The 22,779-nt window shown below is 70.4% G+C and carries 17 protein-coding genes; 10 read left to right on the top strand and 7 right to left on the bottom strand.

Annotated features, from left to right (window positions below; all coding sequences use genetic code 11):
* Positions 1 to 19 precede the first annotated feature (19 nt).
* Positions 20 to 1,192: a lipid-transfer protein gene (locus FHR32_RS07460; protein ID WP_184753625.1), complete on the top strand. Its 1,173-nt coding sequence runs from the start codon at positions 20 to 22 to the stop codon at positions 1,190 to 1,192.
* 69 nt (positions 1,193 to 1,261) lie between these two features.
* On the opposite strand, the gene FHR32_RS07455 is transcribed toward FHR32_RS07460, so the two are convergent.
* Positions 1,262 to 1,741, bottom strand: coding sequence for a winged helix-turn-helix transcriptional regulator (locus tag FHR32_RS07455; RefSeq protein WP_184753624.1), 480 nt, complete (start codon positions 1,739 to 1,741; stop codon positions 1,262 to 1,264).
* 67 nt (positions 1,742 to 1,808) lie between these two features.
* On the opposite strand from FHR32_RS07455, the gene FHR32_RS07450 reads away from it, so the two are divergent.
* Positions 1,809 to 3,080 (top strand): MFS transporter, encoded by a 1,272-nt coding sequence (locus tag FHR32_RS07450; RefSeq protein ID WP_184753623.1) that lies wholly within the window; start codon positions 1,809 to 1,811, stop codon positions 3,078 to 3,080.
* A gap of 213 nt (positions 3,081 to 3,293) precedes the next feature.
* On the opposite strand, the gene FHR32_RS07445 is transcribed toward FHR32_RS07450, so the two are convergent.
* Positions 3,294 to 4,247 (bottom strand): hypothetical protein, encoded by a 954-nt coding sequence (locus FHR32_RS07445; RefSeq protein WP_184753622.1) that lies wholly within the window; start codon positions 4,245 to 4,247, stop codon positions 3,294 to 3,296.
* On the bottom strand, positions 4,244 to 4,804 hold the full coding sequence (locus tag FHR32_RS07440) for an RNA polymerase sigma factor (RefSeq protein WP_184753621.1): 561 nt from the start codon (positions 4,802 to 4,804) through the stop codon (positions 4,244 to 4,246). The genes FHR32_RS07445 and FHR32_RS07440 overlap by 4 nt, the downstream gene beginning before the upstream one ends.
* Before the next feature lie 273 nt (positions 4,805 to 5,077).
* Here FHR32_RS07440 and FHR32_RS07435 point away from each other — a divergent pair, with 273 nt between their 5' ends.
* Entirely contained in the window at positions 5,078 to 6,076 is a 999-nt protein-coding gene (locus FHR32_RS07435) for a helix-turn-helix domain-containing protein (RefSeq protein WP_184753620.1), read from the top strand.
* A 206-nt stretch (positions 6,077 to 6,282) separates the two neighbouring features.
* Here the strand turns inward: FHR32_RS07435 and FHR32_RS07430 are convergent, their stop codons facing one another.
* Together FHR32_RS07430 and FHR32_RS07425 are read right to left on the bottom strand one after the other, a co-directional pair.
* Positions 6,283 to 10,017 (bottom strand): S8 family peptidase, encoded by a 3,735-nt coding sequence (locus tag FHR32_RS07430; RefSeq protein ID WP_184753619.1) that lies wholly within the window; start codon positions 10,015 to 10,017, stop codon positions 6,283 to 6,285.
* A gap of 170 nt (positions 10,018 to 10,187) precedes the next feature.
* Positions 10,188 to 11,804: a hypothetical protein gene (locus tag FHR32_RS07425; protein WP_184753618.1), complete on the bottom strand. Its 1,617-nt coding sequence runs from the start codon at positions 11,802 to 11,804 to the stop codon at positions 10,188 to 10,190.
* Between the two features lie 293 nt (positions 11,805 to 12,097).
* Here FHR32_RS07425 and FHR32_RS07420 point away from each other — a divergent pair, with 293 nt between their 5' ends.
* From FHR32_RS07420 to FHR32_RS47175, 7 genes are all read left to right on the top strand, one after another.
* On the top strand, positions 12,098 to 13,201 hold the full coding sequence (locus FHR32_RS07420; protein WP_184753617.1) for an ABC transporter ATP-binding protein: 1,104 nt from the start codon (positions 12,098 to 12,100) through the stop codon (positions 13,199 to 13,201).
* Positions 13,194 to 13,856: an ABC transporter permease gene (locus FHR32_RS07415; protein WP_184753616.1), complete on the top strand. Its 663-nt coding sequence runs from the start codon at positions 13,194 to 13,196 to the stop codon at positions 13,854 to 13,856. The genes FHR32_RS07420 and FHR32_RS07415 overlap by 8 nt, the downstream gene beginning before the upstream one ends.
* On the top strand, positions 13,853 to 14,524 hold the full coding sequence (locus tag FHR32_RS07410) for an ABC transporter permease (protein ID WP_184753615.1): 672 nt from the start codon (positions 13,853 to 13,855) through the stop codon (positions 14,522 to 14,524). Before FHR32_RS07415 ends, FHR32_RS07410 begins: the two co-directional genes overlap by 4 nt.
* A gap of 37 nt (positions 14,525 to 14,561) precedes the next feature.
* Complete coding sequence (locus FHR32_RS07405) at positions 14,562 to 15,482, top strand: ABC transporter substrate-binding protein (RefSeq protein ID WP_184753614.1); 921 nt, start codon at positions 14,562 to 14,564, stop codon at positions 15,480 to 15,482.
* A gap of 281 nt (positions 15,483 to 15,763) precedes the next feature.
* Positions 15,764 to 18,043: a transglycosylase domain-containing protein gene (locus FHR32_RS07400; protein WP_246466029.1), complete on the top strand. Its 2,280-nt coding sequence runs from the start codon at positions 15,764 to 15,766 to the stop codon at positions 18,041 to 18,043.
* Positions 18,044 to 18,141: 98 nt separating this feature from the next.
* Positions 18,142 to 18,621 carry a flavin reductase family protein gene (locus FHR32_RS07395; protein WP_184753613.1) on the top strand — a complete coding sequence of 160 codons (480 nt, stop codon included), beginning with the start codon at positions 18,142 to 18,144 and terminating at the stop codon, positions 18,619 to 18,621.
* Positions 18,622 to 18,692: 71 nt separating this feature from the next.
* The gene (locus tag FHR32_RS47175) at positions 18,693 to 19,028 is read left to right on the top strand and encodes an SDR family oxidoreductase (RefSeq protein ID WP_184756400.1); all 336 of its coding nucleotides are present in this window, start codon (positions 18,693 to 18,695) and stop codon (positions 19,026 to 19,028) included.
* Positions 19,029 to 19,058: 30 nt separating this feature from the next.
* On the opposite strand, the gene sppA is transcribed toward FHR32_RS47175, so the two are convergent.
* Complete coding sequence (gene sppA / locus FHR32_RS07385; RefSeq protein ID WP_184753612.1) at positions 19,059 to 20,759, bottom strand: signal peptide peptidase SppA; 1,701 nt, start codon at positions 20,757 to 20,759, stop codon at positions 19,059 to 19,061.
* A 30-nt stretch (positions 20,760 to 20,789) separates the two neighbouring features.
* Positions 20,790 to 22,739 carry a S8 family peptidase gene (locus FHR32_RS07380; RefSeq protein WP_184753611.1) on the bottom strand — a complete coding sequence of 650 codons (1,950 nt, stop codon included), beginning with the start codon at positions 22,737 to 22,739 and terminating at the stop codon, positions 20,790 to 20,792.
* Positions 22,740 to 22,779: the final 40 nt, after the last annotated feature.

The raw sequence follows: 22,779 nt of genomic DNA, 5'->3' as shown, positions 1-22,779 counted from the left end.
TAGAAAGGTTCTCACCAGCGTGGTCCCCTTTTCGGGGAGCACGGCCGTCGCCGGCATCGGCGCGACCGAGTTCTCCAAGCAGTCAGGACGGTCCGAGCTCCGGCTCGCGGCCGAGGCGGTGTCCGCGGCACTGGACGACGCGGGCCTGAGCCCCTCGGACGTGGACGGGCTGGTGACCTACACCCAGGACACCAACGAGGAGATCGCCGTGGCCCGCGAGGTGGGCATCGGCGACCTGACGTTCTTCTCCCGGGTGCACTACGGCGGTGGCGCGGCGTGCGGCACCGTGCTGCACGCCGCGATGGCGGTCGCCACCGGGGCGGCCGAGACCGTGGTCTGCTACCGCGCGTTCAACGAGCGTTCGGGGCGCAGGTTCGGCCAGCCCGACGCCCGGGTCGGCGGGGAGCCGTCCTCCCTGGGCCTGGAGATGAGCTGGCATGTGCCGTACGGGCTGATGACCCCGGCGGGCTGGGTCGCCATGTTCGCCCGGCGCTACATGCACACCTACGGCGCGACGTCCGAGGACTTCGGCAGGGTGGCCGTGGCCATGCGCCGGCACGCGGCCTCCAACCCCGCCGCGTGGTTCCACGGCCGTCCGATCACGCTGGAGGAGCACCAGGCGTCCAAATGGATCGTGGAGCCGCTGCATCTGCTCGACTGCTGCCAGGAGAGCGACGGCGCGGTGGCGCTGGTGGTCACCTCGGCGGAGCGGGCCAGGGACCTGCGCAGGTCACCGGCCCTGATCACCGCCGCGGCCCAGGGTGCGGGCGCCGGTCAGATGATGATGACCAGCTACTACCGCGACGACCTGACCGGCCTGCCGGAGATGGGGGTGGTCGGCCGCCGGCTCTGGGAGCAGTCCGGCCTGGGGCCCGCCGACATCCAGACCGCCATCCTGTACGACCACTTCACCCCGTTCGTGCTCACCCAGCTGGAGGAGCTCGGCTTCTGCGGCCGGGGCGAGGCGCGCGACCTGGTGGCCGGCGGCGGCATCGAGATCGACGGCCGGCTGCCGGTCAACCCGCACGGCGGCCAGCTCGGCGAGGCCTACATCCACGGCATGAACGGCATCGCCGAGGCCGTCAGGCAGATCCGGGGCACCTCGGTGAACCAGGTCCCCGCCGTCCGCAACGTCCTGGTCACCGCCGGCACCGGCGTGCCGACCAGCGGCCTGGTCCTGTCGGCGGAGTGAGGTCTTCTCGCCGCGGTAAAAAGTGGGGCCAGCTGGTTGGGACCGTCGCGCCACAGCTGCGTCAGAAGGCTACTCGGGCCTTGTCCCGGTCGGCGTTCTGGGCTGATTGACCTTGTTGACAATGGTGTCATCGGGGTCGAGCCGTCGTCCGTCTGCGGAGCGGACCTCTAGCACGCGCAAGGGCCGCCTGCGCTGGCGGTCGATCATCTCCGAATGCGGTTCATCGGGCTCGAAGAAGTGTCCTTCGCCCCACTGCCGCAGCGCCACGATGACAGGGAAGAGGTCTTTTCCCTTCGGCGTCAGAACGTACTCGTGGTAGGAACTGCCGTCGGAGGCCGGGACGACGTCGAGGATGCCGCCGGCGACCAAGACGCGCAGACGCGTGCTGAGGATGTTCTTGGCGACGCCGAGGCTGCGTTGGAACTCTCCGAAGCGGCGGCTGCCGTCAAACGCGTCCCGCACGATCAACAAGGACCACCAGTCACCGATCGCGTCGACTGATCGCGCGACGGGACAGTCACTGTCATTGAAACGCGTCCGCCTCACCATGACACCCTCCACATTTACATCGGTTGCAACATGCTACCAGAACGATTATCGTCCATCTGGTAGCAAGATGAAACTAATCTCCGGAGGGCGCCGAGTGGCCGGCAACGACGAGAGCACGACACCGAGGACCACGGGCACGAAGGAGGGGACTCCCAGCTTCGCGCTACCCCGAGGCGTCACCCTGCTCTTCGCCATCGCCGGCGGGACCGCGGTGGCCAACGTCTACTTCGCGCAGCCCCTCCTGGTGACACTGGGCCGTGACTTCGCGATCAGCCCGGCGACACTCGGTGCCGTCGTCACCCTCACACAACTTGGTTACGGGCTGGGACTCTTCTTCATCGTGCCGCTGGGCGACCTGGTCGACCGCAGACGCCTCATCGTGATGCAGTTGCTCCTGCTGGCAGCGGCGCTGACGGTGGTCGGCACCGCCACCATCGCGGCGCTCCTGCTTGCGGGTATGGCCGCTGTGGGACTCCTCGCGGTGGTGACCCAGACGTTGGTGGCCTTCGCTGCTTCGCTCGCCCCACCGGCGCAACGCGGACGCGTCGTCGGCCTCGTGACCAGCGGTGTGGTCACCGGCATCCTGCTTGCCCGCACCGTATCCGGCCTCCTGGCCGACCTCGCCGGCTGGCGCTCCGTCTACCTCACCTCGGTGGCCCTCACCTGCGCGCTCGCCCTGGCACTGCACCATGTCCTGCCGCCCCGCGACACCGCTGCACCGTCCATGAACTACGGACAGCTCTTGCGCTCCACGCTCACCCTGTTCGCACAGGAGCGCCTCCTTCGGCTCCGTGCCCTGCTCGCCCTGCTCATCTTCGCCGCCTTCAGCACCCTGTGGAGCTGTGTCGCGCTGCCGCTGAGCGCGCCTCCGCTGTCTCTGTCCCACACGGCAATCGGCGCGTTCGGACTGGTGGGAGCCGCGGGCGCCCTGGCTGCGACCGCAGCCGGCCGCCTAAACGATCGCGGGCTCTCCCAGCGGACCACCGGCATCGGCCTGGCCCTGCTCGTCGCCTCGTGGCTGCCCCTGACCTTCGCCCGACAGTCACTATGGGCACTGGCGGTCGGCGTGATCGTCCTCGACCTCGCCGTGCAGGCGGTCCACGTCACCAACCAGAGCCTGATCTACACACTTCGCCCGGACGCGGGCAGCCGACTGATCGGCGGCTACATGGTCTTCTACTCGCTCGGCAGCGCCCTTGGAGCCATCGCCTCGACCGCCCTCTACGCGGTGGCCGGCTGGGGTGCCGTGTGCGCGCTGGGCGCCGCGATCAGCTGTCTCGCGCTCCTGCTGTGGGCAGGCACCCGGCGCCGTACCCCGGCCTCGGCCGCGGCAGATTGAACAGGCCGGCCGTGGCCCCGGTGGTATGCGTCATCGGTGCCGCCGAGGACGCCAACTTCCCCTTGCCGTCGACATGCATGAACCGAGGACTCCACAAGGCCGACGAGCGCGAGACGTTGCCGGGGATACTGGATGCCGCTCCGGAGTTGATGTGGTTCTCAACCGGATCTGGAAGTAAGCACCGTCAGTGACCGGCCGTACCCGCGAGGATGGTCAGGAGGCGGGCGGTGGCGCGCTCCCGTTGTGGAAGGGGTTCTCGGGCAGCCGTTCGGGCGTGACGAGCAACCGGATCACGCCCGCCTTCACCTGCCAGGCGTTCCAGACGGTCCAGCCGGCCTTGACCCGGTCGGCGGGGAGCGGTTCGAAGGACAGGCCACCCGTCTTCTCATCCACCTTGATGAGGCTGAACACCGTGGTCAGATCACGCCTGCGCGCCTCGGTCAGGACGTCGCGCACCGGGCGGCCGTCTCTCAGCCGGACCCCGTCGAACATCTCACCGGGGGCCATGGCCAGGTCGAAGTTCGCGTACTCCTCTTCCGGCCGCGCCTGGCGTCCCAGCCTGACGTTGACGTCGCCGGTGAAGGCGGCGGGGACGCGCATCACCATGACGCAACCGCTGTCCCGTCCGGGGTGGCAGTTTTCGGGGACCGTCCCCGCCGAGAGGAGAACGCCGTCGGACCGGGGACCGGAGGGGTCGGGTGCGGGGTCGAGCGCGTCCTTGCCCGTGATCATCATTCCCAGGATCTTTCCCACCGAGCCCGGCGAGACGGGCACCGAGCGCAGGTCGACGTTCAGGCCGACCGCGTGGAACGCCTCGGTGTACCTCTCATGGTCGGCGAACGGGTCCTTGATGCGCGCGACGTACTGGTCCCCGTCCCGTTCGATGGCGATGGCGGAGTTCGCGTAGCTCGTGGCGCTTCCGCTGCCGAGCACACCGGGGCCGACGATGACACCGGCGACGAGCACGCCGGCCGCGAGCGCCCCGACCGCCAGACGCGGCATCCGCAGCCGCCGCGGCGCCGGTGCGGTGACAGCGGTGGTGGTCGCGCCGGGGCCGGAGACGATCGAGGCGAGCAGCGCCTGCGCCCCCGCGGCGGACGCCTGATCGGTCAGTTCACCGTCGTGGACCCGGGCCAGCCGGTGCAGCGGCTCATGGACGTTTCTCACAGTGACCTCCCCGTCGTGAGCCGCATGTCCCGGCCCATCGGAATGGATTCGACGCCCGCCGCCGCAAGCCCGCGCGAGAAGCGCCTGCGGGCACGGTGCAGCCGGATGCGTACGGCGTTGCGGGAGCCGCCCAGGACGCGTGCGATCTCCCCGGCGTCCAGGCCCTCCCAGACGACGAGCGACAGCAGCTCGCGATCGTCGTCGGACAGCTCACGGAAAACGCGGCCTATCGCGCCGAGTTCCACGTGTTCTTCGGGCGAGGGCGTCCGGGCGTAGCGATCGGCGATGTCCTCGCGCAGCGCCGTCTGGTGGGTGTGACGGCGGAGCCGGCCCCGGCGATGGTTGGCGAGGACGTTGCGTGCCACGCCGTACAGCCAGAGCCTGGCCTGTTCGCCGGACGGCAGGTCCTCGACCTTCCGCCACGCGATCTCGAACGTCTCGGCCACCACGTCCGCCGCGTCCTCCGGAGAGTCGCAGCGGCGCATCGCGTAGCCGAGGATCTGTCCATAAGTATCGAGATAGACCCTCTCGAACAGGATTCTTCGGTCGTCACCCATGGGCGGTTCCCACGGTGGCCTCCTCGGTGATGGGGTCGTGTGCACCCGTCCATGTCGAAGATGCCGGGATCATTTCGCCTGAATCCGAGAAACTTATAGAAATATCCCTTGCTCCGGTCTCGCCGGTGGGACGTGGCCGAGTCCGCGGTGCCGAGCCAGCCGGTGGTGGGCCGTCTGAACGGGCCTCGGATGCCCCTCTCCTCGCCACGGCGACCTCGGCATGGTGAGGGGAGGGGTATCCGTTATGCGTTTTTCGGATGGCATTATTGCGAGATGCTGGAAACGGTCGGGCTTGATCCGCTGGAGGAACGCGTCTACCGGTTCCTGGTGACGGCGGCCGAGGCGGGCGTCGCCGATCTCGTCGCGGAGCTGGACCTCGACACCGGAGCGGTCGAGACGGTGCTGCGGTCCATGGAGGCCAGAGGCCTGGTCCGGACGGCCTCCGGGGAGACGGCCGCCCCGGCGGAGCGGCGCTTCACCGCGGCGGCCCCCGACATCGTGCTGGGCGCCCGGCTGCTGCGCCAGCAGCAGTCGCTCGACTGGGCGCGGCGCACGGTGGAGCAACTGGCCGAGGAGTACCGGGGCAACGCCCGCCGCCGCGACGCCGACCGGCTCGTCGAGGTGCTCCCCAACCGGATCGCGATGCGCGAGCAGCTCGAACACCTGCAGAAGAACGCCCGCGAGGAGGTCCTCTGTTTCTGCCGGGGACGCGCGATCGTGATGCACGCGACCGAGAACGACGCGGAACTGGACGCGCTGCGCCGCGGGGCGGTCTATCGGGTGATCTACGAGCGCGGCCTGCTGGAGGAGCCGGGGATGCAGGCCAACGTGGCCTACGGCGTCAAGCTGGGAGAGAACGCCCGAGCCCTGCCCCGGCTGCCGGTCCGGCTGATGGTCGTGGACCGGGAGATCGGCCTGATGCCGCTGGTACGGCATGCCGGGATGTCGGAGCCGACGGCCGCGTTGATACGGGGCGGCGAGCTGCTGGAGGTGCTGATCGCGCTGTTCGAGAGCTACTGGGACCGGGCGACGCCGCTGCGGATCGCCGAGGACGGCGCCCTCACCGAGGGAACCCATCCCTGCCCGCTGAACTCCGACGACCTGTACCTGCTGTCGCTGCTGGTCGCCGGGGTGCCGGACAAGTCGATCGCCAGCCAGCTCGGGCTCAGCCAGCGGACCGTGCAGCGGCGCCTCTCGCACATCATGGAACTCGCCGGCGTGCAGACCAGGATGCAGCTCGCCTGGCACGCCGCCCGGGAACGCTGGCTCTAGTGGGACGACCGCCGCCGTTCACCGGGTCATGCGCCGTTGACCGACGCCGATCGGGTCGGTGTCTCCGCTCGCCGTACCGGCGTCTCGGAAGGCTCCGAACCCGGTGAAGGCATGTGGACACCGCACTGGCGGGGGCGGTCCGTGAGCGGCGGCCCGGGGGAGGGGCCGGTACGGCTCGCCGCACCGGCCCCCGGAGCATCCTGCCTCTACTTCACGCCGTAGGCGCGGAGCACGGTCTGCTCGACCGCGTTCCCGGCGGCGTCCTTCGCGGTGACCCGCAGCGAGACGTACTGTCCCCTGCTCGCCTGGTGGGAGACCAGGGTGGAGTAGCGGTCCCTGCCGCGGGGCAGCAGCACCAGGCGCTTCCAGCTCTTTCCGTCGTCGTAGGAGAGCTCGGCCGTGACCTGTCGCAGGGCGAGGCCGGGCGCGGTGCTCCGCACGCTGAAGTCCAGCGGGACCGGCAGCGTCCGGCGAACCCGGCCGTTCAGGTCGGCGGGCACGGTGTAGTCGACGCCGAGCAGCGGCAGCGGTTCGGAGCCGGACTTCGGACGGGCGGAGCCGAACGTCCATGCCGTGCTGGTCTCGGTGGCGTACGTCCACTCCTCCGACGAGCGTTTGGTGGACAGCTCCATCCGGTACGTGGCCTTCCCGGGAACGGCAGGGAAGTTCCCCACGGCCTGCCGTGGCTCCTCGACGAGCGCGCCGTCACGGTAGAAGCGGGCGGAGACCGTGTCTTCCTCGTCGGAGGTGAACGCGTAGCCGTAGTGCCCGGCGGCGTCGACGAACTCGGGGATGTCGAGCTTCAGCGTGTCCCCCGTCCGGGTCGGGGTGAACTCCGGCCTGCCCGGCGGAACCGCCGGCCGCACGACGGGGCCGAACCACCGCTCGCCGACTTTCTGGCCTGCGGCGTAGCTGCGCAGCCCGCCGGTGAGCCCGGGGGAGAGCGGGAGCATCGTCTCCCAGGTGAACATGTGCTGCGCCACGTGCTCCCACTCGGTGTCGCCCGAGGTGACGTACTCGACGCGCTCGGACCCCGTGCGGACCCACCGCTGTCCCTCGTTGGCGAAGACCTGCCACGGCCGCCAGGCGAACCGCTGCTCCTTGGCCCAGCCGAAGCCGCCGGTCTCGTGGTAGCCGGTGTCCACGCGGGCCAGGTTGGAGGCGTTGACCTCGTAGACGATCTGCTCCGGGATCCGGCCCTTGGAGACCTGTGAGATGTCGTAGATGTAGGGGGTGGCCATGTTTGCGGTCACGTCGAGGACGGCCCGACCCTCGTGGACTCTCTTGAGCAGTTTCTGTCCCTGCTCGTAGGAGATCGTGGCGGCCGGGATCGCGTGCCTGTCCATGACCGGCGACCAGTACTGCCACGGGGGGTCGTCGGCGGCCTGCACGATGACGGCGGCCACGGCGCCCGCCTCGGCGGCGGCGGCGATCATCTCGTCCCATCGGGGGTCGCCGTCCGAGACGGTCGACAGGATGACCGCCCGGCCGCGCAGGTCGAGACCGCCGAGCTCCTCGGGGGCGCCGTGACCGCCGTTGACGAGCTCCCAGCGATACCTGCCGTTCAGCTCCGGTGACCTCCCCGCCGGGACGAGGTCCAGCGGCCCCGTGAAGCCGTTCACCCGTGAGGACAGTCTCGGCGCGCCGTACTGCCAGCGAGAGGTGAACTCGAAGGTGCCCCGGCGGACCGGCTGCGTCTCGGCCACGTGCAGCTCTTCGACCGAGGGGAAGTTCATGAACGACGAGGAGATCTTCCGGGATCCGGTGTCGCGGTAGCTGGAGAACGTGGAGATGCCGTCCTGGACCACCGGCTGCGGCGTCCTGATCACGATCGGCCGTGTCTTCCGCGCGTCGAACACCAGCTCCACGTCGTCGTTCACCTGGAACTCGGGGACGTCGATCTTGATGTCGATGATGTGCGAGCCCGACCGCTCCTCGCCGAAGTGGCCCTGCGCGAAGTAGGCGCCCTCGGGGATTTCGAAGGTTTTCCCCTCCTCGGCCTCCCACGGCATGATGTAGGTGAGGAGGTTGTCCTGCCGGCCGGGGCCGAACATGAAGATGTTGCTCATGCTCGAGGGCTTGCCGTCCTTGCCGATGGCGCTGATGTGCACCTTGCGGGTACGGGGACTCTTGGTGAGCGCCAGCGTGGTCTGCAGGGAGACCGAGCCGTCCGCGGTGACTGCGGTGAGGTGACCGGAGTGCCGGCCGTACGCCAGCTTCGCCGGGTCGGCGCTCACCGGGACCGTGACCGTGGCGCCGGCGCCGACGGTGACCGACGCCGACCCCAGGGTGAGCGCGTCCTGCGCGGGGGCGTCGCCGTCCAGGTTGTTCAGGGTGGCGGTCAGGGTCAGGGAGACGGGTGTCTGGGCGGAGTTGGTGTAGGCGACGGTCCCGGAGAGGTCCGTGGAGCCGCCGTCCTGGTGGGTGCCCAGGTCGAGCACGCCGGTGGCCGTGACGTCCTGCCGTACGGCACGCGCGACGTCCACCCGCCCGCCGCCCTGCTCGTAGACGGTCAGGTCCCGCGCCGTCCTGGCGGTCGAGATCAGGGCGTCCTTGAGCTTCGAGGCCTTCCAGTCCGGGTGCCGCTGCTTGAGGATCGCGGCGGCGCCGGCCACGTGGGGGGTCGCCATCGAGGTCCCGGACGCGGCGGTGTAGCGCTCGTCGGCGGGTGCGCCCATCGAGGTGCCCTCGGCCCGCGCGGCCACGATCGCCACTCCCGGGGCGGTGATGTCCGGTTTGGCGCCTCCGTCGAGGCGCGGGCCACGGCTGGAGAAGGGGGCGAGCGCCTCGTCGGCGCCGACCGCGCCGACGGTCAGCGCCGACGTCGCGGCGCCGGGGGTGCCGACGGAGTACTCCTCTCCCGCGTTGCCGGCCGCGACGACGAAGAGGGTGCCGGTCTGCTCGGTCAGTGTGTTCAGGGCGATGCTGACGGGGTCGGCGCCGTCCGTCGCCTCACCGCCGAGGCTCATGTTGACGACGTCGGCGCCGGACGTCGCGGCCCACTCCATTCCCTCGATGATCTGCGAGTACAGGCCCGAGCCGTCGTTGTCCAGCACCTTGCCGACGATCAGCTGGGCGCCGGGGGCCACGCCCTTGCGACGGCCGTCGGAGGCCGCTCCGAGGCCCGCGATGGTGGAGGCGACGTGGGTGCCGTGCCCGTGACCGTCCTGGGTCGAGGGGTCGGCGGTGAAGTTGTGCCTGTCGGCGATCTTTCCGGCGAGGTCGGGATGGTTCTCATCGGCGCCGGTGTCCAGGACGGCGACCTTGACGCCCTCGCCGTCGAACCCGCTCTTCCAGGCGTCGGGCGCGCCGATCTGCGGAACGCTGCGCTCCAGGTCCGCTGTGACCTTGGCGTCCAGCCAGATCTTCCTGATTCCGGGGGCGAGCCGGGGCTTGGTGGAGCGGGCCGAGGGCGTCTCTTCGACGGCCTTCCAGAAGGCGGCCAGCTCACCCTTGTCGGCGCCCACCGCCCGCGCGCCGATGCTCTTCAGTTCGGTCCCCGGCCTGGCGCCGGGCAGGGCGGCCGTCGTCCGCGCGCCCGTGCCGGCGTCCTTGTCATAGGCGAGCAGCAGCGGCAGTGCGGGGCTGCTCGCGTCGTCGTATCCCTGCTCGATCAGGTCGCTGACCGAGAAGAGTGCCTTGTCGACCAGGTTTCCGGCCAGGTACGGGGCCATGTCGCCGGGGAGCACCTGCAGCTTCCCGTCGATCTCGTGGGTGGTGAACGCCATCTTCTCCCGGCCCTTGGCGGGATCGACCGTGACGGCCCACTTGCCGGCCGCGGCCTGACGGACGGTCACCACGTCCCCGGTGATCAGGGTGACCCGGTGGAGGGCGGGGGCCGCGGGTGGGGCGGGAGCGGCCCCGGCCCCGGCCGGCAACGCCGGCAGGGCGAGGAGGGAGAACACCGCTCCGGTGGCGGTGAGACGGGCAAGCCAGTGCATGAGGGGGGCGACCTTCCGTGATTCGGTACTGCCGATCACGAGAGTGGGTGACGGGACTCCCTCACGTCACGGGTTCCGGCCTGCCCAAAACACGACATGTCGCCAATATGACAACGAGATGCAGTCGGGACGGCGAGGGCGAGGACCACCGGTGAACGGGTGCCGTGCCGTCACCTGGTCGGCATCAGGAAGAAGACGAGCATCGCGATCGCCACGCAGACGAGGAAGCCGACCAGCTCCCACATCCAGTCGTAGTGCCTGCCCTCGCGGGCCGGCCGGTGCTTGTGACGTGCCCGCCCGCCTGCCCGTTCCCGGCGTGCGGCCTGCGCCGTCCCGGTGCCCGCCTCCGGTTCGGTGGTCCCGGTCCCGTCCGGCGCGCTCGCCTCGGTCTCAGGTTCGGCCTCGGCCTCGGGCTCGGGCGACCACGGGGCGGCGTGCTTGGGCCGTCTCGTGTCGTCCCTGGGCTGCTTCGCATACGGTGCCCAGTCGACGTCCGGCCATTCCGGGGACGGTATCCGGTCGGTCGCGGGTCGCTCCGGGGACGGCGCCGGCTCGGCTTCGGGCCATTCCGGTGCCGGGGCCTGCTCGGTGCGGGCCTGGGCGTCCAGCTCCTCCACCCGCAGGGGCCACCCGGGCAGCGGGGGATCTGCCTGAGCAGCCTCCTCAGAGGCCGTCGGGTCGGTCGCCGTCTCGGCGGACCGGTCCCGGAACGCGTCGGGGACCGCTTCCGCGCGGGGCGCGGAGGCGACCAGCCTGTCCGTGTGGAGCCGGGCGGCCCGCGCCTCGGGGGTGAGGGGGCGGAACAGGTTCTCCGACGGAAGGTCGTCGAGCACGTCGGCGGGGAGCGGGGCGGACAGGGGAGACGCGGACGGAGCCGGGGCCGGCAGAGGCGCCGCGCCACGCGGTCGCGGCCGCTGAAGCCTCGGCCGCCGGGGACGGGAGAGCACGTCGTCCATGGCCGTCAGGACCGTGTCCCTGAGCTTGGGCATCGGCTCGGTGGTGGCCTCGTGCGCGGAGACCGCCTCGGGGTCGCGGGCGGCGAAGGGGGCGGGAAGATCCCGGAAGGAGAAGGGGTCGGGAAAGCCGTCCGAAGGGGAGGACTCATCGTCGACGGCGGTCTCGGGGAGTGGCAGCGGCCATGCCGGGGTCGTCGGCCACAGCGGCTTGACCCGCAGTGCGAGGGTGGGCGGGGCGGCGGCCGTACCGGGCTGGGATCTCAGCGCGGCGGCGCGCAACGCCGCGGGCGGGACGGCCCAGGGAGCGCGGATGAGCACGTCACGGACCGGGGCGACGGGGAGGGCGCCGAACACGTCGGCCAGATGATCCGGCACCAGGGCCGAGGCCAGGGCCAGGTTCAGCGACTGGGCGAAGCGGCGGCAGGCGCTCACGGTCAGTTCGTCGGCGGTGTCGGCCGCCACGTCGAGCACCCAGGACAGCTCGGAGGTGTCCATCTCGCACACGCCGGACAGATACAGCACCTCGCGCTGGTGCGGGCGCAGGTCGCGCAGCACTCGCTCGACGAAGACGGCGACCGGGTCGGTGCCGGCGGCGGGTGGGGCGTAGACGACGTCCCGCAGGTAGATCTCACGACGCGCGGACGCGTAGAGCGCGGCGCGCGGGGGCTCCACGTCGGGGACGGCGTCGAGGACGGCCGCCAGCGCGGCCGAGGCGGATCCGGAGTCACCGAGTTGGTCGTGACAGTACGCGAACAGTCCGGCGGCGTGACGGTCGTAGAGCTCGGCGATCAGTTCGCCGCGCGTGCGCTGACCGAGGAGCGGTTGGGGCACGAGACCGGTTCCTCTGGGAGTTCGGGCGAGCGTGGTGAAGGACGGGGGCCGCAGGGCCGGGTGATACGGGTGATGCTGGAGGTGTCAATCCCCACGATATGGGTAATCATGCCGAACTGTTGAGGTTCTCCGCAGGATTAAATGTCCATTCGATAGATGTTGCGCTTGGCTGGAGCGCCTCAGCCGAAGGCGGGAAGACAGATCGGGAAAGTCGGCAATAGGGTGGCCCGTGCTGAATCATGGGGCAGTTGCGGCCGGCAGTCGCGGCCCTGCCGGGAAGCAAGAGGTTGCACATGATCAAATTTGACGGTGTCACCAAGCGTTACGCCGACGGGACCGTCGCCGTCGACAAGCTCAGCCTTGAGGCGCCCACGGGCGAGATAACCGTGTTCGTCGGCCCTTCGGGGTGCGGCAAGACGACGTCCCTCCGGATGATCAACAGGATGATCGACGCGACGGAGGGTCAGATCCTCCTCGACGGCGTGGACGTGAAGACCATCGACCCGCCGACGCTGCGCAGGGGCATCGGCTACGTCATCCAGCAGGCGGGGCTCTTCCCGCACCGCAAGATCGTCGACAACGTGGCGACGGTGCCCTACCTGCTCGGCTGGGACAAGAAGAAGGCCCGCGACCGGGCGATGGAGCTGCTGGAACGCGTCGGCCTCGACCTCAAGATGGCCGACCGCTACCCCTTCCAGCTCTCCGGCGGCCAGCAGCAGCGTGTCGGTGTGGCCCGCGCCCTGGCGGCCGACCCGCCGGTGCTGCTGATGGACGAGCCGTTCAGCGCGGTGGACCCGATCGTGCGCACCAGCCTGCAGGAGGAGCTGCTCCGGCTGCAGGCCGAGCTCAACAAGACCATCGTGTTCGTCACCCACGACATCGACGAGGCCATCAAGCTCGGCGACCGGGTGGCCGTGCTGCGCGTCGGCGGGCACCTGGCGCAGCTCGCCGACCCCCCGACGCTGCTGACCCGGCCCGCCGACGACTTCGTCCGCGAGTTCCTCGGCCGCGACCGGGGCATCCGGCGGCTGTCGTTCGTCTCCGACGAGGGGCTGCGGCTGCGCACCGACCTGACCGTGCCCGCCTCCGCCGAGGTCTCCTCGGTGCGCGGGACCGCCGAGGCATGGCTGGCCGTGGTCGACGATGACGGCCGGCCGCTGGGCTGGGCGGCCGTGGCGGACCTGCCGGAGTCCGGCACGCCGGCGGACGCGCCGCTCGCGCCGTACGGGACGTTCGTCAGGGGCCGCGACTCGCTGCGCACCGCGCTGGACGCGGCGCTGCTGTCGCCCTCCGGGAGCGCGATCGCGGTGGACGGCGACGACAGGGTCGTGGGCGTCGCCACCCGCGAGGCGCTGGACGAGGCGCTGGGCAAGGTCGCCGGAGGCGTCGGTGCATGAGGAACCCCTGGTCCGCTGGGACTGGATCGGGCGCAACTGGCCCTCCATCCAGGGTCTGCTGGCGGACCACGTCGTCATGGCGCTGGTGCCGGTCGTCATCGGGCTGCTCGTCGCGCTCCCGCTGGGGCTGGCCGGTGTCCGCTGGCGCTGGCTCTACCAGCCGACCATCGGCGTCATGAACGTGATCTACTCGCTGCCCTCGCTGGCCGTCTTCATCGTGCTTCTCCCGATCACCGGTGTCGGCACCCGGGCGACCGTCATGATCCCGCTCACCTTCTACGCCATGGCGGTCCTGATCCCGGCCGTCGTGGACGGGCTCGGCTCGGTCCCCGACCACGTGCGCCAGTCCGCGGTGGCCATGGGCTTCACTCCGCTGCGCAGGCTGCTCCAGGTGGAGCTGCCGATCGCGGTCCCGGTCGTGCTGGCCGGGCTCAGGGTGGCCGCGGTCTCCAGCATCAGCCTGGTCAGCGTGGGCGCGCTGGTCGGCAGGGGCGGGCTGGGCTACCTGTTCATCGACGGCTGGCAGCGGCAGTTCTACACCCCGATCATCGTGGGCATCGTGCTGGTCGTGGTGCTGGCGGCGATCGCCGACCTGCTGCTCGTCCTGGCGCAGCGGCTGCTCACCCCGTGGTCGCGGGCAAGGAGGTCCGCGTGAACTGGCTGATTGACTTCTTCGGCGACCCCGCCAACTGGTCCGGCCCGGACGGCATCCCCACCCGGCTGCTGGAGCACCTGGAGTTCTCCGTGCTCTCGCTGCTGCTCGCCATGCTGATCGCGTTGCCCCTGGGACTGTGGATCGGCCACACAGGCAAGGGCGCGCTGTTCGTGGTGCTGAGCGCCAACGCCGCCCGCGCCCTTCCGACGCTGGGCCTGCTCGTGCTCATCGTGCTGCTGATGGGCGTCGGCACCATCATCCCGGTGCTGATCCCGCTGGTGGCGCTCGCCATACCGCCCATCCTGGTCAACACCTACGAGGGCATCCGGGGGGTGGACCCCGACCTGCGGGCCGCCGCGTACGGCATGGGCCTGCGCGGCGGCCAAGTCCTCGGCAGGGTGCTGGTGCCGGTCGCGCTGCCGCTCATCCTGCTCGGCCTGCGGATCGCCGCGATCCAGGTGGTCTCCACCGCGGCGGTGGCCGCCTATGTTGGGTTGGGTGGTTTCGGGCGTTACGTCATCGATGGTCTCGCGACCAAGGACTTCCCGCGCACGTTCGGAGGGGCCGTCCTGGTGGCGCTGCTGGCCCTGGTCGTTCAGCTGGGCTTCGGTCTGGTGGAGCGCTTCTCGGTCTCACCGGGGGTGAGACAGCGCCAGCCCATACACTAATCTCCCCATTGCCCCCCGTTTTGGAAGGGAAAGCACGATGAAGCGCCTCTTCAGCACTGCGGCGATCCTCCTGTCCGCAGCGCTCACTCTTACCGCGTGCGGTGGCGGCGGCGACCCGCTCACCAGCGCGTCCGCGAGCCCGGCGGATTCGGGCGCGGCCGCGGCCCCCGGGGGGAAGGTCGTCGTCGGGTCGGCGAACTTCCCGGAGAACGTCCTGCTCGCCGAGATCTACGCCCAGGCCCTGGAGGCCAAGGGCGTCCAGGTTGAGAAGAAGCTCAACATCGGCAGCCGCGAGATCCTCTACGACCAGGTCAAGAGCGGCGGCCTGACGGTCCTGCCGGAGTATGCCGGCTCGCTCCTCGCCTTCGTCGACAAGACGACCACGGCGAAGACCAAGGAGGAGATCGTCGCCGGGCTCAAGGAGAAGCTCCCGGCCGAGCTGGAGGTCCTGGAGCCGGCCGCGGCCGAGGACAACAACTCGCTGACCGTCACCAAGGAGACGGCCGCCAAGGACGGCCTCGCCACGATCGAGGACCTGGTGAAGGTCTCCAAGGGCTACGCCGTGGGAGGGCCGCCGGAGTTCCAGTCCCGCCAGGAGAAGAACTTCAAGGACACCTACGGCCTGGAGTTCAAGGAGTGGAAGAAGACCGGCGACGCCACCGCCGACGCCATCAAGGACGGCACCGTCCAGGTCGGCAACGTCTTCACCACTGACCCCAAGATCATCCTCAACGGCCTGGTGTCGCTCCAGGACACCAAGAACGCCTTCGGTTCCGAGAACGTCGTGCCGCTGGCCAACAAGGCCGGTCTGAGCGACACCGCGAAGACCACGCTGGACGCGGTCTCCGCCAAGCTCGACACCCCCGGCCTCGTCGACATGATGAAGCGCATCGCGGTCGACAAGGACGACGCCGCCGTGGTCGCCAAGGACTGGCTGACCAAGAACGGTCTGGCCTAGCTCCTCCGGTCCCGTCACCCGCGGCCCGCGCACGGACTCCGTGTGCGGGCCGTACCGCGTTAAGACGCCGAGCCGGTCCTTCTCGCCCGCCTGGGGCCGGTGGCGTGTTCCCCGACGGCGCTCCACGGTCGCGGATCAGATGGGCGGGACCCTCGCGCCACAACGCCGTTGTGCGGCCGCCTGCTGTCTACATCACCGGTGACCGGAGAAGTTCATGGCAGACCCCTCTCATCCACCTATAGGTTAAAGACAAGTCATAAAGGGGTAATGGGGGGGACTGTATGCGTGCGCCCGTCGAGCGGATGCTCGCTGACGCCAAGGGTGCCGGTCGCCGGTCGCGCGACACCGGAGCCGGCACATCGACCGGCCGGAAGGTCGCACGGCTCGCCGGAGCGGCGGTGGCCGCGGGAGCGCTGGTCGGCGCTCTCGCGATACCGGCCGTGGGCGGTGCCGGAGCGGTGATCGTCTCAGCGTCGGACGAGCTGAACCTCAAGCCGGTGGATCTCAAGGAGCCTCCGCTGGCGGAGAAGACGACGGTCCTGGACGCCGCGGGTCATCAGATCGCCCAGTTCTGGGACGTGTACCGCGAGGTCGTGCCGCTCAGCGAGGTCGCCCCGGTGATGAAGTCGGCGATCATCTCGATCGAGGACTACCGCTTCTACGAGCACGGCGCCATCGACCTCGAGGGGACCGTGCGGGCCCTGGCCAAGAACCTCTCCTCGGGCGGGGTGAGCCAGGGCGGCTCCAGTATCACCCAGCAGTACGTCAAGCAGGTGCTTCTCAACACGGCGGTCACCGTGAAGGAGAAGAACAAGGTCCTGGAGGCCACCTACGCGCGCAAGCTCAACGAGCTGCGTTACGCGATGGCGGTCGAGCAGAAGTACTCCAAGGACCAGATCCTGGAGAAATACCTGAACATCGCCTTCTTCGGGGCGAGGGCCAACGGGGTCGAGGCGGCGGCCAAGCGGTTCTTCGGGGTGCCGGCGTCCAAGCTCACCCTGTCGCAGGCGGCGACCCTGGCGGCGGCCGTGCAGTCTCCCAACAGCACCAACCCCGAGGCCGGCAAGAAGTCTCAGCAGCGGCTGCTGGAGCGGCGCAACCTGGTGCTCGACCGGATGGCGCAGCTCAAGAAGATCACGCCGCAGGAGGCCGCGAAGGCCAAGAAGGAGAAGCTGGGCTACAAGGGCACGCCGCTGCCGGGCGGGTGCGAGGCCAGCAAGTACCCCTACTTCTGCATGTACGTGCGGAGCGAGATCCTCAACAACCCGAGCTTCGGCAAGACGGAGCGGAGCCGTCTGCAGTTCCTCAACCGCGGCGGGCTGACGATCAAGACGACGCTGGACCCGAAGATGCAGGCCGCGGCCGACGCGGCGATCAGGAAGCGGGTGTACGCCTCCGACAACGCGATGGCCTCCGAGGCGCTCGTGCAGCCCGGCACCGGCGCGATCAAGGCGATGGCGGCCAGCCGGAAGTACGGCCAGAGCAAGGCCAGGAACGAGATGTCCTACAACGTGGTGGCCGACGTGGCGCACGGCGGCGGGACAGGATTTCAGGCGGGCTCGACGTTCAAGACCTTCACCCTGATCACCGCGTTGAAGAAGGGCATGAAGATCAGCGACGGGATCACCACCGGTGCCGGCTACCGCGCCCCGGGCTACGCGGCGTTCAAGAACTGCAAGGGTGAGAACATCGGCGCCCCGGAGCACACCGTCACCAACGACGAGGGCTCGCCCGGGTTCAAGACGCTGCAGACCGGCACCTGGGGGTCGGTCAACACCTTCTTCGTCGCCCTGGAGCAGCGCGTGGGGCTGTGCGACACGGTGCAGACCGCCAAGTCGCTGGGCATCAAGCGGGCCGACGGGCAGGCGCTGCAGGAGTACGAGACCTTCACCCTCGGCATCAACGAGATGGACCCGGTGACGGTGGCCAACGCCTACGCCGCCATCGGCGCGCGCGGTAAGTACTGCGCGCCGATGGCCATCACCCAGATCACCGACCGCAACGGCAAGGTGACCCGTTACACGCCGCAGTGCCGCCAGGAGCTGGACCCCGAGGTCGCCGACGCCACAGCGGACATCCTGTCCGGAGTGTTCACCAAGGGCACCATGCGCGGCGTGGGCGGCATCGGCCGCGACGCGGCGGGCAAGACCGGCACCACGGACGGGTACTCCACCGCATGGTTCGCCGGATTCACCCCCGACCTGGCCGGCGCGGTCAGCATCGGCGACCCCCGCGGCTCGACGGATCACAAGCTCACCGGGGTCACCATCGGCGGCACGGGCTACAGCATCGTCGCCGGCGCCAGCCTCCCCGGCCCGATCTGGAAGGACACCATGCTGGCGGCGCTGAAGGGCGTCAAGGCCACCCCCTTCCACCCGATCGACGCCGCCCGGTTCGGCGGCTGCGGCCAGAACTGCGCCCCTGAGCGGCAGGTCCCCGACAGCCGGAACGACCCCGGGAACGGCCCGCGCGACGTGAACAACCAGGACCGCTGGAACCGCTGGAACGACCGGGGTCACGGGAACGGCCGGGGGCACGGGAACGGCCGGAACGGGGGGTGACGCGAGGCGGGCCCGCCGGGACGGACTCCGCGACCGTCCCGGCGGCGTCCGCCGCCACCGGGAGCCGACCACCTCCCGGATTCCGGAAGGATGGCGACATGAACGAGTTCATCGAGGCCATGGCGCAGGTGCCGACCGCCGTGACGGTCATCACCGTGAAGGACGAGCGCGACGACGTGGGGGCGACGGTCGGCACCTTCACCTCCATCTCGCTCGACCCCCGGCTGGTGATGGTGAGCCTGGAGAACACCGGCTACCTCAACGAGCTGCTGCTGCGCCGCGACCGCTGGGCCGCCAGCGTGCTGTCCGCCGGGCAGAAGGCGATCGCCAGCCGGTTCGCCACCGCCGGCCGGCCCGGTGCCCGGCTGCTCCTCGCGGGCACGCCGCACCACCGAGGGGGGCTGAGCGAGGCGCTCGTCGTGGACGGCGGCGTGACCGCCCTGGAGGCCGAGACGACCCAGGTCGTCCCGGCCGGGGACCACACCCTCTACATCGCCCGCGTGCTGGACGTGAGCTACGTCACCCCGGGAGTCCTCCCGCTCGTACGGCTCCGCGGACGGTACCGCCCGGTCGGCTGACCTGCCCGTTCAACGCAACGTAACAAGACGGGTTCATCCTTGTATTTTTAATAAAATACTATTAAAGTCCCCTGTCGGTCGGATCCTGCAGGTCTGGAGGCATCGCCAGGGAATTTACGCCGGGCTGGACAACTACGCCGCCGCGCTGGCCTCTCCGGCCTTCCTCGGGAGCATCGGCCGCCCGCCGGCTGCTACCCGATCTTGCTCGGAGTGGCGACGCCAGGGTAATCACCTCATCGGTACACGCTCTCGTCGGTCTCCCCGGGCATCCCGCCTACGCGGCGGCCAAAGGCGGCCTGACGGCTCTCACCCGGCAGCTCGCAGTCGAGTACGGCCCTGCGGCACGCGTCAACTGCGTCGTACCCGGGCCGATCATGACCTCCGTACGGGTACCGCTGACCCTGTAACCGTTTCCCGTGCGTCGTCGCTGGGATCTCCTAGCGGATCGTCCAGGAGCCGGGGAGCATGAGCGGGCCGTAGGACGGCAGGCCGAGCTCGGTGGCGAGGTGGGCGAGCGGACCCCATGCCTCCAGGCGGACCTGGGCCAGGGCGGCGGTCCTGTCCTCACTGGACTCCGGCGGCCGCAGCCGCTCCAGAGGGTTCAGCCTGGGATAGACGCGGACCGGGGAGTCGGCGGGGAGTCCGGCCTTCCGCCGGGCCAGGGCGAGGGCATCCTCCAGGCCGCCCAGCTCGTCGACGAGCCCGCCCTCGTGGGCGTCGGCGCCGGTCCAGACCCGGCCCTTCGCCAGCTCGTGGGCGCGTTCCCGGGTCAGGCCGCGGCCCTCGGCCACCTTGTTCACGAAGTCGTCGTAGACCCGGTCGAGCCAGGCGTTGATCCGTGTCCACTGTGCCGCGGAGAAGGCGTTCGTGGGGGAGAACATCGCGGAGTTGGCGCCCTCGCCGACCGTCTCGGAGGTCACGCCGATCTTCTCCAGCAGCCCGCCGATGACCGCCTTGCCGCCGAAGACGCCGATGGAACCGGTGAGCGTGCCGGGTTGGGCGACGATCGCGTCCGCCGCCATCGAGACCATGTAGCCGCCGGAGGCGGCCAGGTCGCCCATCGAGACCACGACCGGTTTGCCCGCCTTGCGGGTGAGCACGACCTCGCGCCAGATGGCGTCGGAGGCCACGTAGGAACCGCCGGGACTGTCCACCCGGAAGACGACGGCCTTCACGTGCTCGTCGCGGCGCGCGGCGCGCAGGGCGGCGCAGACGGTGTCGGAACCCATCGAGCTGCCACCGCCCAGCGGGCTGCGCCCGCTGCGGCCGAGCCGGATCGCACCGTGGCCGTGGACCAGCGCGACGGTCTGCTCACCGGGGCGCGGGAGCTTCTTCGCGATCGGTCCCTTGCCGTAGCGGCCCACGTAGAGCAGGAGCGCGTCGTCGCCGACGGCCCGCTTGACCTCGTCGTAGACCTCGTCGCGGTAGGCCAGCCGGTCCACCAGCCCCGCCTCGACGGCCTCGGCGCCGATGAACGGGCCCTGGTCGACGAGCTCGCGGACCCGGGCCGGCTCCAGCCCGCGGCCCTCGGCGACACCTGCCACGACCTGCTCGGTGACCGACTCGGTGATCCGGCCCATCGACTCGCGGTGGGCGTCGGTCATGTGATCCTGGGTGAAGGTGTTGGCCGCGGTCTTGTACTCGTGCCGCTGGCCCATCTGGGGCTCGATGCCGAGTTTGCCGAGCGCGCCGCGCAGGAAACGCTGCTCCATCGCCACACCGGTCAGCCCGACGTCGCCGGACGGCTGGAGGTAGACGCGTTCGAAGGCGCTGCCCAGGTAGTAGGGGATGGTTCCCGTGGCGAACTCGCCGAACGTCTCGGCGAACACGACCGTGAGCTTGCCGGCGGCTCGGAGGTGGACCACGGCCTGGCGCAGCTCCTGCACCATCGCCAGCCCCAGCGGCCGGGTGCCGATCTTGACGATCAGCGCCTTGACCCGGGGGTCGGTGCGGGCGCGCTTCAGCGCGGACAGCACGTCGGTCAGGCTCGTCTTGCGCATGGACAACAGCGCGCTGAGCGGATCGGCCGGAGGGCCCTCGGTCAGGCCCTCGGTGAGGTCGAGCTCAAGGACCAGCGGGGCGGTGCGCCGCTGCCGGAACCGGTCGACGCCGTCGATGATCACCTTGGTCGCGTCCATGGGTATCACCCTAAGCGACCCATCCAGTGCTTACGCGATACGTCGCGAGTTCACATGTTTTTTCAGCATCGTGGAGTATTTGGAGGAGTATGTTCCTTGGAGCCGCTGCCGCTCCGCCGAGGCGAGGGCCTGCCTGACGGTGGTCGATTCGTTGGTCTTGGCGGTGAAGTTGACTCCGCCGTGTGCCCAGTTCAGCCAGGCGGCAAGCAGTTCGCTTTCCAGCTTGACCTTCCCAGTGATCTTGGTCTTCGCGGCGGGCCGCAGCACCCGGTAGGCCGTGCCGGGTGTGGTGGCGCGCGTCAGCTCCGGGAAGACCTCGCTGGCCTTCGCGACCAGGCGCAGGTAACAGCCGAGCGTCTCGTCCGTGAGCTCTCCCTTGTCCCGGGTCATCTCCACGGCCCACTGGGCCGCGGTCAGTGTCTTCTTCGCCGTACCCCGGGTGCAGACGGCCGGCGCAACGGCGGGCGTGGCGGTGACGGTCACCGTGACCGTCACCGTCGGCAGGGGGACCGGAGTGGGGTCGGCCGGTGCCGGAGTGTCCGCCGGATCGGGTTCCGGCGACGGGCCGGAGCTCGGGTCGGGGTCCGGGACGGGGTCGTCCGGACCGGGATCCTGGGTGACGGGAGGTGCGGGGGCGCGGCCGGTGAGCGCGCCGTACAGGTCCAGCCGGGGGGTGGTCACGCCGTCGTAGACGATGGGGCGGCCCGCCGCCGTGAGCTTGCCGACGAGCGCGTCCGGGGTGTCGCCGGGGGACTTCTGGGCCAGCGCCGCCAGCGCGCCCGTGACGTGCGGGGTCGACATCGAGGTCCCGTTGTAGACCGCCGTCGCTCCGCCCGGCACCGACGAGTCGATCTCGACGCCGGGGGCGAAGAGGTCGAGCACGGAGCCGTGGTTGGACCACTCGGGGATGCGGTCGTCGTCATCCGTCGCGCCCACGGTCACCGCCCCGGAGACGCATCCGGGGGCTCCGGCGCCGGTCACGCCCTCGTTCCCGGCGGCGGCGACGGTCACCACACCCTTGGCGCGGAGGGCTTCGATCTTCTCCTTCATCGGCCCGATCTCGGGTTCGCCGTCGCACGCACCCTCGTAGAGGCCCCCACCGAGGCTCAGGTTCACCGCGACCAGGCCGGGGTGGGTGTCCTTCAGCCTGGCGACGTGGTCGAGGGCGAGCAGGATCGTCGACTCGTAGGCGCTCAGGCAGGCTCCCCCTTCCCCGCAGTCGTCGATGCGGCTGAACACCTGGATGGCCGCGATCTCCGCGCCGGGCGCGACGGCGTGGGCGATCCCCGCCACATGGGTGCCGTGGTCGCACAGGTTGACGGCGCCGTCCACGCACGCGGAGGTCGTCGCGTCAGCCGAGCCCTGCCCGGTCTGCGCGGTGCGCCCGCCGGGACAGAGGGACCTCGCGCCGTCGTCCGTCGCGGAGAAACAGGCCTCCTCGACGACCTTGCCGTTCAGCGCGGGGTGGTTCCGGTCGATCCCGGTGTCGATGACCGCGATCATCCTGCCTTCGCCGGTGGTCCCCTCCGCCTGGGCCTGGTCGGCTCCGATCAGCTTCAGGCTCGAGGCCAGCGAGGTGGGGGAGTAGGCCCGGTCCCGGCGGACCGCCACCACCCGGGGGTCGGCGGCCAGCGCGGCCAGGGACTCGCCCGTGCCGTCGACCACGATGAACGAGGTGTCCGGCGGCTGGAGGACGACCTCGGCGCCGGGCAGTTCCCGCGCCGCGCCCGCGACCGGTGCGGCCTCCGCGGGGGCGGTCACCTCGACGATGACGCGGGCCCCGTCGCCGTCGGCGGCGAGCCCGGGCTCCAGCTTGGGCACCGGTGCCGGTGTCTCGGTGGGCGCCGGCGGCGGCGTCACGGGTGCCGGAGGAGCCTCGGTGGCAGCCGGAGGAGATGCGGGCGGGTTCTCGGCGAACGCGGGAACGCCAGGGGCGACAGTGAGCACGATCGCCAGGGCCACGAGGGCTCGAAGTCGCACACGTCCTCCGGGGGGGGATTAAACGGGCGATTCGGAGTCT

The organism is Streptosporangium album (assembly GCF_014203795.1).
Classification (GTDB): domain Bacteria; phylum Actinomycetota; class Actinomycetes; order Streptosporangiales; family Streptosporangiaceae; genus Streptosporangium; species Streptosporangium album.
Note: the sequence above shows the minus strand (reverse complement) of the source record. Positions and strands in the feature narration are given on the sequence as shown.

Bases quoted from the DNA above. Each gene is read 5' to 3' on its own strand.
- FHR32_RS07455 (WP_184753624.1), bottom strand. From the start codon at position 1,741: ATGGTGAGGCGGACGCGTTTCAATGACAGTGACTGTCCCGTCGCGCGA.
- FHR32_RS07450 (WP_184753623.1), top strand. From the start codon at position 1,809: ATGAAACTAATCTCCGGAGGGCGCCGAGTGGCCGGCAACGACGAGAGC.
- FHR32_RS07440 (WP_184753621.1), bottom strand. From the start codon at position 4,804: ATGGGTGACGACCGAAGAATCCTGTTCGAGAGGGTCTATCTCGATACT.
- FHR32_RS07435 (WP_184753620.1), top strand. From the start codon at position 5,078: ATGCTGGAAACGGTCGGGCTTGATCCGCTGGAGGAACGCGTCTACCGG.
- FHR32_RS07430 (WP_184753619.1), bottom strand. From the start codon at position 10,017: ATGCACTGGCTTGCCCGTCTCACCGCCACCGGAGCGGTGTTCTCCCTC.
- FHR32_RS07420 (WP_184753617.1), top strand. From the start codon at position 12,098: ATGATCAAATTTGACGGTGTCACCAAGCGTTACGCCGACGGGACCGTC.
- FHR32_RS07405 (WP_184753614.1), top strand. From the start codon at position 14,562: ATGAAGCGCCTCTTCAGCACTGCGGCGATCCTCCTGTCCGCAGCGCTC.
- FHR32_RS07400 (WP_246466029.1), top strand. From the start codon at position 15,764: ATGCGTGCGCCCGTCGAGCGGATGCTCGCTGACGCCAAGGGTGCCGGT.
- FHR32_RS07395 (WP_184753613.1), top strand. From the start codon at position 18,142: ATGAACGAGTTCATCGAGGCCATGGCGCAGGTGCCGACCGCCGTGACG.
- sppA (WP_184753612.1), bottom strand. From the start codon at position 20,759: ATGGACGCGACCAAGGTGATCATCGACGGCGTCGACCGGTTCCGGCAG.